General features: G+C 62.6%; 15 protein-coding genes. 9 read left to right on the forward strand and 6 right to left on the reverse strand.

Annotated features, from left to right (window positions below; translation table 11 throughout):
* Nucleotides 1-7 precede the first annotated feature (7 nt).
* Entirely contained in the window at nt 8-388 is a 381-nt protein-coding gene (apaG, locus tag AACH39_RS03580) for a Co2+/Mg2+ efflux protein ApaG (RefSeq protein WP_215782407.1), read from the reverse strand.
* Between the two features lie 157 nt (nt 389-545).
* Here apaG and rpe point away from each other — a divergent pair, with 157 nt between their 5' ends.
* The 5 genes from rpe to trpE all read left to right on the forward strand — a co-directional run bounded on the left by rpe (nt 546) and on the right by trpE (nt 5894).
* The gene (gene rpe, locus AACH39_RS03585; RefSeq protein ID WP_215782406.1) at nt 546-1229 is read left to right on the forward strand and encodes a ribulose-phosphate 3-epimerase; all 684 of its coding nucleotides are present in this window, start codon (nt 546-548) and stop codon (nt 1227-1229) included.
* Nucleotides 1229-1984, forward strand: a complete 756-nt coding sequence (locus AACH39_RS03590; RefSeq protein ID WP_215782405.1) for an SDR family NAD(P)-dependent oxidoreductase — start codon at nt 1229-1231, stop codon at nt 1982-1984. The genes rpe and AACH39_RS03590 overlap by 1 nt, the downstream gene beginning before the upstream one ends.
* Nucleotides 1981-2661 carry a phosphoglycolate phosphatase gene (locus AACH39_RS03595; protein ID WP_215782404.1) on the forward strand — a complete coding sequence of 227 codons (681 nt, stop codon included), beginning with the start codon at nt 1981-1983 and terminating at the stop codon, nt 2659-2661. The genes AACH39_RS03590 and AACH39_RS03595 overlap by 4 nt, the downstream gene beginning before the upstream one ends.
* 223 nt (nt 2662-2884) lie before the next feature.
* The gene (locus tag AACH39_RS03600) at nt 2885-4270 is read left to right on the forward strand and encodes a hypothetical protein (protein ID WP_338620923.1); all 1386 of its coding nucleotides are present in this window, start codon (nt 2885-2887) and stop codon (nt 4268-4270) included.
* A gap of 160 nt (nt 4271-4430) precedes the next feature.
* A complete protein-coding gene (gene trpE / locus AACH39_RS03605; RefSeq protein WP_338620924.1) occupies nt 4431-5894 on the forward strand; it encodes an anthranilate synthase component I in 1464 nt (487 codons plus the stop codon).
* 6 nt (nt 5895-5900) lie between these two features.
* Here trpE and AACH39_RS03610 read toward each other — a convergent pair whose 3' ends face one another.
* A complete protein-coding gene (locus AACH39_RS03610) occupies nt 5901-6920 on the reverse strand; it encodes a GAF domain-containing protein (RefSeq protein WP_338620925.1) in 1020 nt (339 codons plus the stop codon).
* Between the two features lie 365 nt (nt 6921-7285).
* On the opposite strand from AACH39_RS03610, the gene AACH39_RS03615 reads away from it, so the two are divergent.
* The 4 genes from AACH39_RS03615 to AACH39_RS03630 all read left to right on the forward strand — a co-directional run bounded on the left by AACH39_RS03615 (nt 7286) and on the right by AACH39_RS03630 (nt 9512).
* On the forward strand, nt 7286-7591 hold the full coding sequence (locus AACH39_RS03615; RefSeq protein ID WP_215782400.1) for a hypothetical protein: 306 nt from the start codon (nt 7286-7288) through the stop codon (nt 7589-7591).
* A gap of 100 nt (nt 7592-7691) precedes the next feature.
* A complete protein-coding gene (locus AACH39_RS03620) occupies nt 7692-8687 on the forward strand; it encodes a sulfate ABC transporter substrate-binding protein (RefSeq protein WP_215782399.1) in 996 nt (331 codons plus the stop codon).
* A gap of 22 nt (nt 8688-8709) precedes the next feature.
* Nucleotides 8710-8997 carry a DUF2325 domain-containing protein gene (locus AACH39_RS03625; RefSeq protein WP_215782398.1) on the forward strand — a complete coding sequence of 96 codons (288 nt, stop codon included), beginning with the start codon at nt 8710-8712 and terminating at the stop codon, nt 8995-8997.
* A complete protein-coding gene (locus tag AACH39_RS03630) occupies nt 8982-9512 on the forward strand; it encodes a hypothetical protein (protein WP_215782397.1) in 531 nt (176 codons plus the stop codon). The genes AACH39_RS03625 and AACH39_RS03630 overlap by 16 nt, the downstream gene beginning before the upstream one ends.
* On the opposite strand, the gene glp is transcribed toward AACH39_RS03630, so the two are convergent.
* Genes glp through AACH39_RS03650 form a run of 4 tightly spaced genes read right to left on the reverse strand, consistent with a single transcriptional unit; the run spans nt 9513 to nt 12048 of the window.
* Nucleotides 9513-10709, reverse strand: a complete 1197-nt coding sequence (gene glp, locus AACH39_RS03635; protein WP_215782396.1) for a gephyrin-like molybdotransferase Glp — start codon at nt 10707-10709, stop codon at nt 9513-9515.
* Nucleotides 10706-11368, reverse strand: a complete 663-nt coding sequence (mobA, locus tag AACH39_RS03640; protein ID WP_338620926.1) for a molybdenum cofactor guanylyltransferase MobA — start codon at nt 11366-11368, stop codon at nt 10706-10708. Before mobA ends, glp begins: the two co-directional genes overlap by 4 nt.
* The gene (locus AACH39_RS03645; RefSeq protein ID WP_215782394.1) at nt 11340-11798 is read right to left on the reverse strand and encodes a molybdenum cofactor biosynthesis protein MoaE; all 459 of its coding nucleotides are present in this window, start codon (nt 11796-11798) and stop codon (nt 11340-11342) included. The genes mobA and AACH39_RS03645 overlap by 29 nt, the downstream gene beginning before the upstream one ends.
* A gap of 1 nt (nt 11799) precedes the next feature.
* Nucleotides 11800-12048 (reverse strand): MoaD/ThiS family protein, encoded by a 249-nt coding sequence (locus tag AACH39_RS03650; RefSeq protein ID WP_215782393.1) that lies wholly within the window; start codon nt 12046-12048, stop codon nt 11800-11802.
* Between the last annotated feature and the right edge of the window lie 2 nt (nt 12049-12050).

Raw genomic sequence — 12050 nt, forward strand, 5'->3', positions numbered from 1 at the left:
TTCTGGATCAGTGCAAGACGCGATGGGCGACCAGTTGCATCTCCGGGACTTCCACCTCATGGCGCTGACCATCGTCACTCACCAGATGATAGCGGCCACGCATGCTGCCATAGGGCGTGCCGAGCGTGGTGCCGCTGCTGTATTCGTAGGTCTGGCCTGGTTCGATACGCGGCTGTTCGCCCACCACCCCCATGCCGCGCACCTCCTGCACCTGCTCGTTGGCATCGGTGATGATCCAGTGGCGGCTGATCAGCTGGGCGGCGACATTACCGGTATTGATGATGCGGATGTGGTAGCGGAACACATAGACATCGGTGGCCACATCCGACTGGTCTTCTGCGTAGACGGCTTCGGGCTGCACCTGAAATGCCAGTTGTTTGTCCGACATGGTCTCTCCTATTTTCTGATGCGGCATTTCGCCAGTTTACCCGCTATCCGGGGCAACCGGCATCGGCTTTACAGGGATTTCCTCATTATATTATGCGAACAAGGCGCATGCGGCGGGTTACAATAACGCCTTCCCGAACACTTTCTGCCCGAACGCCATGCAACCGACCTATCGCCTTGCACCCAGCCTGCTCTCCGCCGATTTCGCCCGTCTGGGCGAAGAAGTCCGTGACGTGATCGCCGCCGGCGCCGACATCATTCATTTTGACGTGATGGACAATCATTACGTCCCGAACCTGACCATGGGCCCGATGATCTGCGAGGCCATTCGACCGCACACGGAAGCGCCGATCGACGTACACCTGATGGTCAAGCCTGTCGATAGTCTGGTGCCGATGTTCGCCAAAGCCGGCGCCAACCTGATCACCTTCCATCCGGAAGCCTCCGAACATATCGACCGCACGCTGGGCATGATCCGTGACCAGGGCTGCAAGGCCGGCCTGGTATTCAACCCGGCCACCCCGCTGCACTATCTGGATCACGTCATGGACAAGATCGACATGGTGCTGATCATGTCGGTCAACCCGGGCTTTGGCGGTCAGTCCTTCATTCCGGAGAGCCTGAACAAGATCCGTGCCGCGCGTGCGCGCATCGATGCCTGGACCGCCGAGCACGGCGGCGAGATCTGGCTGGAAGTGGATGGCGGCGTCAAGGCCGACAATATTGCCCGCATCGCCCAGGCCGGGGCAGACACCTTTGTGGCCGGTTCGGCCATCTATAATGCGCCCGACTATCGTGCCGCCATCGATGCCATGCGTCGCGAACTGGCCGGAGTCGCCTGATGCGCGGCTATCTGCTCACCGGCTGCTCGCGCGGCCTCGGACTGGCGATGACCCGCCAGTTGCTGGCCGAGGGCGCGACGGTTGTCGGCATCGCCCGGCAGGCCCCGGCCGAGCCCCTGCCCGGCCATTTTGTCTTCGTGGCGGCGGATCTGAGCCAGCCGGACGAAGTGGCCGGCCTGATGCCGCGACTGCTGGCCGCGCTGGGCGACGGCCCGTTTTCCTCGCTCAGCCTGATCAACAATGCCGGCGTGGTCACCCCGATGGCCCTGGCCGGCCACTACCCGGCCCAGGCGGTGATTGATGCCTTCAACATCAACCTGCTGTCCGCGGTGTTGCTGACCAACGCCTTCCTGGCGTCGGCCGCGCGCCTGACCCAGGATCTGCGCGTACTGAACATCTCCTCCGGAGCGGCTGCGCACGCTTATCCGGGCTGGGGGATCTACGGTGCCAGCAAGGCGGGACTCGATCACTTCAGCCGCCATGCCGCACTGGAACAGGCGGCCCAGCCCAACGGGGCACGCGTGGTGTCGCTCTACCCCGGCGTGATCGATACCGAGATGCAGGCACGCATCCGCGCCAGCGACCCGCAGGATTTCCCGCAACGCGACCGTTTTGACGCCCTCAAGGCCGAGGGTGGCCTGAGCGGGCCGGCGCAGGCTGCTGCCCGCATCCTGCACTATCTGCATCATGCCGATTTCGGCCGCGAGCCGGTCATCGACATTCGTAACCTTTCTATCTCTGCTGACGCCTCATGAAACTTGAACACATCAAGGCCATTGCCTTCGATCTCGATGGCACCCTGGTCGACTCCCTGCCCGATCTGATCGCCGCCGCCAATGCCATGCGCGCCCATCTGGGCATGCCGGCCCTGCAGCATGACCGCATCCGCGAGCATGTGGGCGATGGTCTGGCCAGCCTGGTGCATCGGGCCATCACCGACGAGCGCGATGCCCTGGCGCCGCACGAACAATGGGAAGAAGGCTTCCGCTTCTTTATCCAGTACTATCGCGCCCATCTGACGGTTGGCACCACCGTCTATCCCGGCGTCACCACCGGCCTGAGCCTGCTCAAGGCACTGCAGTTGCCGCTGGCCGTGGTCACCAACAAGTCGGAGCGCCTGGCTCAGCCGCTGCTGCAGGAACTCAGCCTGGCGGATGACTTCGCCCTGATCATCGGCGGTGATACGCTGCCGGAGAAAAAACCGTCCGCCCTGCCGCTGCTGCACACCAGCCAGTCTTTCGGCATTGCACCGGCAGAACTGCTCATGGTGGGCGATTCGGCCAATGACGTCCTGGCGGCGCGCAACGCCGGATGCCCGGTGGCGCTGGTGCGCTACGGCTATGCCGACGCCGAAAAGCTCGGTGCCGACGTGGTGGTGGACTCACTGGAAGCGCTGTACGACATGATCAAGCCGGCCGTGCCGGCCATCTGACATGCCGTAACCGACGATTCGAACATCCGATCACCCGGCCCTCCCTGACGGAGGGCTTTTTCATACCCTCCCGGCACCATCATTCTGCGGCAGTTTTTGATCAGTTTTTTCCTCCACCGAGTCGCTAGATTATCCGACTGGCAAGCCTTTCACGCCTGCCAGTTCTAGGAACGATACCCTGTCGGCCTCATCCCGACAGCTCACTAACGATTCGGGAAATTCCATGCAATCATCTTTCGCTACCATCCGGAATGCCGGCAGAGCCATGGCTCTGCTGGCATTGGTCCAGTGTGCCCCCAGCTGGGCAGGGAACGTTGTCGAAACCAGCGCCACCTGTCAGCTGAGCAGCATGCCGAGCTTCAGCAAGTCATTCAATATTCCGATGGCTTCGTACTATCCCTCCGAAGTTGACCTGGTGTTCCGTTACTACCAAAAGTGGGGGAATGGCAGCGAAACAGGCTGGGAGTCCCCCGCCAGGCTGCCAACAGTCACCGTCGCCGGCCAAACCGTCCAGCCGGTCGTATTGAGCCTGTATGGCACCAAGGGCTGGGATCACGGCAACTATTACAACTTCAATCATGGCGCCTACCAGATGGGCTACGACCAGTTTGCCCAGTACTACATGGTCAGGCTCCCTGCAGGGTACGCCAACACGCCGGTCACCATCGCCGGCCCCTACGACCAGACGGCCTCGATCAGTCTGGTGATGTATGCCTGGTCGAACGACCAGCAAACGGAAATTTATGACAAGGATCTGGGGGGCGATTGCAACCCCTACCTGCCTGGCGCCGCATCGGTCTTTGCCTATCCGGAACCAACGGGCAACAACACCGCTCAGACAGCCGCACGAACCAGCGCCGAAACAGCACACCAGCCAGAAGCGCGTCCTGCCGTACCCGTACCGGCAAAATCCACACGTGATGATTCCGATGGATTCATCCCGGTCTACCGTCCCGACCAGGACACTTCCAGCGCCGGCAACTTCCTGGATGAGCGCGCCCCGGACGGTTGCTCATCCAGCTATCTGATTGCCTATCCCAATGCGAATCCGTTCACCAATACGGTCAACCCGAACAACCAGGTGATGATCATGCGCATGAAGGTGCCAACCACCTTCATTGACAGCGATCACCCCGACACCGTATTCGGCAATTATCAGGCACGGTATTTCAGCGTTGGCGCCCATACCAACAACCCCAATCCGACCCTGCAGTACTGGACGGTTAACGCCAGAATGATGAATAAGTACAAGGACAAGGATGGCTATGCCTATGTGTTCTTTGCTCCGGACAGCACGACACAGCTGCTGGCGTCTTACGAACACACCGACCCTTCAGTGCCGCCGGTAGTGACCTGGGGCAAGTACAAGGGCTTCCTGCTGGGCAGCCCGGACTACGGCATCATCCTGCGTTACAAGGTTTCGGCCGCCAATTGGCAGGGCAACCCGGTGAATGCGACCTGCTACCGCTGGCCGTGGGATCAACAGCCGGTCAATGCGACTCAGTTGGGTGACTATCTGCCGGAAATCTATGGTGGCACGAGCGCCGATTTCGACAGCGGCCATCTGGGTGCAGTGAGCAATAACGCCGACTGGCCAACCCATTCCTAAGCAACCAGTCATCAAATCACCGCCAGAGAACCGACCTGCGGGTCGGCTCTCTGGCGATAAAATTTACTTAGTCGGAAAATTCGGCAAGAATGACCTGCACAACACAGCGGTCAGTGCGCAAGTCGCTGGCTGACAACAACAAGCAGGGACACAGCCAAACATGAAACAGAGCGAATTCGACGATCTGGCGCGACAGGGCTACAACCGGATTCCGGTGATGCTGGAGCTGTTCGCCGATCTGGACACGCCGCTGTCGGTGTATCTCAAGCTGGCCAATCAGCCTTTCTCCTATCTGCTGGAATCCGTGGTCGGCGGCGAGCGTTTCGGTCGCTACTCCTTCATTGGCCTCCCCTGCCGCACCTGCCTGCGGGTTCAAAACGGCAGCGTCCAGGTCGAACGTGACGGCGAAGTCATCGAACGCCATCAGGGCAATCCGCTCGACTTCATCCACCAATATCAGTCACGCTTCCGCGTCGCGCCGGCGCAGGGGTTGCCGCGCAACACCGGGGGTCTGGTCGGTTATTTCGGCTATGACACGGTGCGTTATATCGAAAAACGTCTGGCAGACAAACAGAAGCATGACCCGGTCGGGACGCCGGACATCCTGTTGCTGCTGTCGGAAGAGGTGGCGGTTTTCGACAATCTGTCGGGTAAGCTGTATCTGGTGGTGCATGCCGACCCGGAAGAGCCGAATGCCTATCTGGTGGCGCAGTCGCGCCTTGGGCAGTTGCGCGCACGGCTGCGCAATCCGGTCGACATCCCGCTGTCGCTGCCGGCCAAGGGCAGCCGCGCGGTATCGGAGTTTGGCGCCGAGGCGTTCATGAGCGCGGTCGAACAGAGCAAGCATTACATTCAGGACGGCGACATCATGCAGGTGGTGCTGGCCCAGCGCATGCAGATGCAATTCAGCGAGCCCCCCCTGACGCTGTATCGTGCATTGCGCAGCCTCAACCCCTCTCCCTATATGTTTTTCTACCATTTCGGCGATTTCCATCTGGTCGGTTCATCGCCGGAAATACTGGTACGACGCAGCGATGGCATGGCCACGGTCCGCCCGCTGGCCGGCACCCGTCCGCGGGGGGCGACCCGCGAGGCGGACCTGGCTCTGGCCGACGAGTTGCTGGCCGATCCGAAAGAAATTGCCGAGCACGTGATGCTGATCGACCTGGGCCGCAATGACATCGGGCGCGTGGCGGAAACCGGCTCGGTACAGGTGACCGACAAGATGGTGATCGAGCGCTACTCTCACGTGATGCACATTGTTTCCAGTGTCGAAGGCCGCGTCAGTGCGCAGGTACCGAACATTGACGTGATTCGAGCCACCTTCCCGGCCGGCACGCTGTCGGGCGCACCGAAGATCCGCGCCATGGAAATCATCGACGAGCTGGAGCCGACCAAGCGCGGCATCTATGGCGGTGCGGTCGGCTATCTGGCCTTCAGTGGCGACATGGATCTGGCCATTACCATCCGTACTGGTGTCATCAAGGACAACATGCTTTATGTGCAATCCGGCGCCGGGATCGTGGCGGATTCGGTCCCCGAATCGGAATGGCAGGAAACCCAGAACAAGGCGCGCGCCCTGATCCGGGCGGCGGAACTGGTGCAAAGCGGCCTGGATGCCTGAGGGGCCTCACCCCTCCCGAGCCGGGTCCTCGCTCGCCCGGCTGCTGGCGGCACGCTGTCGTGCCTGACGCAGACGCCGGTCGGCATCGACCAGGGCCAGCGCCACATCGAAGCCCGGCCGCGAGACGACCGCCGCGCCGGTGCTGACGTTGAGATGTTCACGCCCGGCGATGGTCAGGTGCCGATCCTGCACCGCCGTGCGCACCCGGCGCTGCACCCTTCCCAGCATGGGACGATCACAAGGCGACACCAGCAGGACGAAACACTCCGGCGCAAAACGCGCCACCGTCCCCACCCCCTGTACGACCCGCCGCAAACGGCTGGCGACCTCCGCCATCACCAGCTCATCCTGAATGCCGGTTGGCTCGACGGAGAGCAACAGCATGGCAAAAGGCAGATCGTGCTGGCGCGCATGCTCGACTTCGGCTTGCAGCAGCGCCTCGAAGCCGGCCCGGTTCCAGCAGCCGGTGACCGCATCGAGTAGCGACGCGCGCTGCGCGCTGGCCAGCAAACCGAATTCACTCGGCCGCGCCAGCGTCATGCGGTCCTGCTGTACGGTTTCTTCCACCACGCGAGCCAGGTCCAGCAGGATGGCCAGCTCCCCTTCGCTCAGGGTTCGCGGGCGGGTGTCCATCACGCACAGCGTACCGATCTTGACACCATAGGCCAGCCTCAAGGGCACACCGGCATAGAAACGAATGGCCGGCGCATCACGCACCATGGGATTGTCATAGAAGCGCTCATCCAGCCGGGTATCAGGCACCACCAGCGGCTCGTCCAGCAGAATGGCATGGGCACAGAATGACCAGTCACGCGGGGTTTGGGCCTGCGTCAACCCCACACGCGACTTGAACCACTGTCGGTCACTGGCCACGAAGGTGATCAGCGCCATCGGCATCGACAGGGCGTGGGCAGCCACCCGCGTCAGCCGGTCGAAACGCTCTTCGGCAGGGGTATCGAGCAAGTCAAAGGAATCCAGCGCCGCCAGGCGCAGAGACTCGTTATCAGGAATGGGGGCAGGCAGCATAAAGTACCGTTTCAAAGCCGGGCTGGCCGGCAATCGACTCCGGAACGCGATCCGGCGGCATGACCTCCCCTGATGGCCATGGCTCAACATGTTCGCGACATTTATTCGGTATCGGCGATTCCGGCAGTGAAAGCAAGCATTGCCACCCGGCAAGCCCGCTGGCTCGTCCTGAAGCCGCGCCCCGCCGCATGTACATTCCATTACATATCAACACATTCCGCCAACAGACGATTGACAGCCTGTTTCCGATAATTCATTCAAATCAAAGCCGATTTTTGGCACAAGTGTTCCGAAGGAACACAAATCTAGAGAGATACTCCCGCAGACGCATGCCGTCAGCGGCGGAAACAACACAGGACCCGACCGTGAAAAGACTGATTACGGCGGCATTGCTGATTGTGCTGGGTGCGGCGCAAGCCATGCCCGTCCCCAAGCCTGGTGGCGCGCAAAATGCCAGTGCCCAGGTACAGAACCGCGCCAGCGGAAATTCGACCTACATCATGGATCTGGATGATGACGAGGCGGCGCCGCCCGTCCACATCCATCGTGCCGAATCTTCCGGCAAGAAGAGCAGCAAGAAGCAGGTTCAGCGCAAGACGGATGCCTCCGGCAACAAGACGGTTGTTCCGATCCGACGCGTCAAGCGCTTCCCCACACCGGCCTCACAATAAACCTTATTTCCAATTGGAATGTAAAAATATTAATTTACCATTTCTTTGGAATATAAAATCTGGCTAGACTCTCAGACATCCCTACTGTCCGGAGAGTCGCATGCCCCGCAAATCCCCTGTTCTGGCCGGCGTATTGCTGGCCTTCAGCCTGGTGACGGCACAGGCCGCCACCACCCTGCTGAATGTTTCCTACGACCCGACCCGCGAGCTTTATCAAAGCTACGACAAGGCCTTTGCCGACTACTGGAAAAAGACCACCGGCCAGGATGTCACCGTCCGGCAATCGCACGGCGGCTCGGCCAAGCAGGCCCGCACCATTCTGGATGGCATCGGCGCGGACGTGGCGACCCTGGCCCTCGGTTACGACATCGACACGCTGGCTGACAACGGCCTGCTGGCCAAAAACTGGCAGGCCCGTCTGCCGAACAACAGCTCGCCCTACACCTCGACCATCGTCTTCCTGGTACGCAAGGGCAACCCGAAAAACATCCGCGACTGGAATGACCTGATCCGTCCTGGCGTTCAGGTCATCACGCCAAATCCGAAGACCTCCGGCGGCGCACGCTGGAACTACCTGGCCGCCTGGGGCTATGCCCTGCATCACAACAAGGGCAACGAGACTGCCGCGCGCAACTTCGTCAAGGCGCTGTACAAGAACGTACCGATCCTCGATACCGGCGCCCGTGGTGCCACCATTACCTTCGTCGAGCGCGGTCAGGGCGATGTACTGCTGGCCTGGGAAAACGAAGCACTGCTGTCCATCAAGGAACTCGGTCCGGACAAGGTTCAGATCGTGACCCCGTCGGAAAGTATCCTGGCGGAGCCACCGGTAGCGGTGGTAGACAAGAACGTTGACGCCCACGGTACCCGCAAAGTGGCGGAAGCCTATCTGAATTATCTGTACTCGCCGCAAGGCCAGACCCTGGTAGCCGCGCACTACTACCGTCCGCTGGACAAAGCCATCGCCGCGCGTTACGCCAACCAGTTCCCCAAACTGAAGCTGTTCACCTTCAAGAGCACCTTCGGTGACTGGCGCAGCACTCAGGCCAAACACTTCAACGACGGCGGCATCTTCGACCAGATCCAGGCGCAGTAAGGCCTACATGACCGGGAGCAGCATGATGAAAGCACTGATTGTCGGCGGCGATACCGTGGAAACCGTGAGGCGCCAGTTGGCCGCCCGCGGCTATGATCAGGTAGAACACTGGCAGGGGCGCAAGACCGGGGACTGCCGCCGCAGTTTCCCCCGTCAGGTCGACCTGATCGTCATCATGCTGGGTTATGTGAATCACAATCTGTGCAAGCGCGTACGACAGGAGGCTCAGCGGCAGGACTGGCCGCTGGAGTTCTGCGGCCGCAAGGCCGGGGCACAGTGGCAGAAAGCCGAGCCATGGACGAACGCCTGATGCATTTTGCCGAACGGGTACAAGCGCAGTACTTCAGCCATTTCCCCATTGTGGCGGACGGCCAGGGCGGCTACGCCGGCCTGTTTCTGAAACACCGCATTGAAAGTGAAATGCTGCCGCTGGGCGAGGACAGCTGGCTGGCCCGCACGCGCTATCGCGCCCCCGGCGGGCAGACGGTGCGTGAAGCCGATGTCATTGCCCTGTGCCGTGCCAGCGAGACGGCAGTGGTGCTCGATCGCTTTGCGCGCTCGATTCACCTGCTCAATCTGTCCGGCCGGGTCAACGCCCGGCAACTGGTCTACCTGCCGGTCAGCATGGCACTGATCGATGGCGTCCAGAGCGGCCATGGCACAGTCTTCCGCGACATTCTGACCCGGCTGGGGCTGCCCTGCCGCATTGGCATCCTGCTGCCGGACGAGCTGGGACAGCAACCGGACAGACTGGCTGCCATCAGCGCCAGCTACGAACAAAACGGTTTTGTCACCGCCCTGGCGAGCGAACGTCAGGCCGCCTGATCACCCCTGGCGCAGCGGATAGACAGTCAGCCAGTCGCCCTGCGCCACCGCTGTCTGCGGCGGCACTTCCACCAGACAATCGGCCTCGGCGCACGCCCGCAACATGGCGGATCCCTGACCATCCAGCAGGCTGACTTGCGGCTCACCCTCGGCATTCAGACTCAGGCGGGCGCGCAGGAATTCGCGCCGCGCTTCCTCACCCCGACTGGCAAACTGTGCCCGTGCCCGCGAGGATTCGGCGCGCAGGGCCGGCTGGCCGGACAGATAACCCAGGGCCGGCGCCACCAGTTGATGAAAGGTGACAAAGGTCGCCACCGGGTTGCCCGGCAGCATAAAGACATGGGCCTGACCCACCCGTCCCCAGGCAAAGGGCTTGCCGGGCTTGATGGCCAGACGCCAGGCATCCAGACGCCCGATCTGCATCAGGGCCGCCTTGAGATGATCCTCTTCGCCGACAGAAGCGCCACCACTGGTCAGGATGACATCCACCTCCTGCGCCACGGCCGCCAGCCGCAGCCGGGTTTGCGCCAGATCGTCGGGCAGGATGCCACCATCGACCACCGTCACCGGCATGGCGCGCAGCCAGGCCAGCAACTGGTAGCGGTTGGCGTCATAAATCTTGCCGGCCGTCAGCGTCGCGCCGGGCTCGCAGAGCTCGTTGCCACTGGAAAACACCGCCACGCGCAGCGGACGACTGACCGAGAGCCGGGCATTGCCCTGACTGGCTGCCAGCGCGATGGCGGCGGCACCCAGCGTGGTTCCTGCCGGCAGCAGTGTGGCCCCGGCGGCAAATTCTTCGGCCCGACGCCGAATGTGTCGCCCTGCTGGCAGCGGCGCAGACAGATGCAATTGCTCCCCGTCGAGACGGGCATTCTCCTGCGCCACCACGGCGGTGGTCCCCGGGGGGACCGGCGCCCCGGTAAAGATGCGCCAGGCTTCGCCAGGCTGCAGGGCCGCGGCAGGTGCATCGCCTGCTGCCGTGCGCCCGCGCAGCACAAAACGGGTCAAGGTGCCTTGCGGGTCGGCCAGGGCGTAACCATCCATGGCGCTATTGTCAAACGCCGGCGTATCCAGCCGGGCCAGCAGGGGCTCGGCCAGCCGGCGGCCCCGGGCCTCGGTCAGCGGCACCGACTCCTGACCGTCAATCGGGGTCAACGCTTGTGCCAGGGCATCCAGTGCCTGGTAGTAATCCATCATGATGTCGTTCCTTGTCCGGCGGATTGCGCGCCGTTCAGTTGGCCGATGGCCTGCGTCAACTGCTGCAGGCTGGCCGGGTCATTGGCGTTGGCGAAGGCATCCTGCTCGGCGAAGTACACCGTCCGTGCCGCACATTGCGTCAACCAGCCACGCAGGCTGCGACCGCCCTCGCGCAGATAATCGGGCAGACTGGCAAGCGCCTCGCGCCGCAGCAGCAGCATGAGCGGTTCCGGTCCGCGTTCGGTTTGTGGATAGCTGGCCAGGCAGGCGGGTTCGTCCAGCGCCGGCAGCAGGCGCCGGACCAGATCCAGGGGCAGCAAGGGGGTATCACAGGGCACCAGCTGAATCAGCCGGATCGTGCCGGGCAGACGGCTTGCCACCGTGGCCAGGCCGGCCAGTGGCCCCATGCCGGTCCATTGCGGATCATCACCGAAGACCGGCGCGCCGAACTGGCGATAGCGCTCAAGACTGCGGTTGGCACTGATCCAGACCGCATCGACCTGTGGATGCAGCCGGGCATAGACATGCTCGACCAAGGCCCGGCTGCCCAGCATCTGCCAGCCCTTGTCGCATCCGCCCATGCGGCGGCCGTCTCCGCCTGCCAGCACCACGCCGGCAAGCCGCGGGCGATCAAAGCCAGCGCTGACAGGCGTCGTCATCACTGACCTTGGCGGCCACCCAGTGACTGCTGCCGTCGGCAAAGCATTCGCGCTTCCAGAACGGGGCTTCGGTCTTGAGGTAGTCCATGAGGAATTCGGCGGCACTGAAGGCCGCCTGGCGATGACTGGAGGCCATCAGCACCAGCACGATGTTTTCCCCCGGGGCCAGATGGCCAACCCGGTGCACCACCCGGCAGGCCAGCACCGGCCAGCGCTGCGCCGCCGTCTCGGCGATCCGGGTGATTTCGCTTTCCGTGACCCCGGGATAATGCTCAAGGAACATCGAGCTCAGCGGCTGCGGTCCATCCAGGCCCCGCACCTTGCCGACAAAAGCCACGACAGCCCCGGCATCGCCTGCCAGTGCTGTCAGTGCCGCCTCTTCGGCCGCCAGGTCAAAGGGCGCCTCGCCCACGCGAATCGACAGCTGCATCTCAGCCCCCGGTGACCGGCGGCAGGATACCGACCTCGGCACCATCCGGAATGGCACCGTCCTCACGCACGATCACCTGGTTGACCACCAGACGAAACACCTTGCCCGGCGCCAGTGCCGCCTGCCAGTCCAGGCCGCGCGCGCGCAGCTGGCTGAGCAACTGCCGGCAGTCGCCGCCCGTCCAGTCCAGCTGTTCCTGTTCCAGGCCCAGCGTTTCTTTCAATACGCCAAAATAGCGGATGACGATCATGT

Origin of the sequence: Paludibacterium flexuosum, from assembly GCF_037076605.1 — a bacterium.
In the GTDB taxonomy this organism is placed as follows: Bacteria; Pseudomonadota; Gammaproteobacteria; order Burkholderiales; family Chromobacteriaceae; genus Paludibacterium.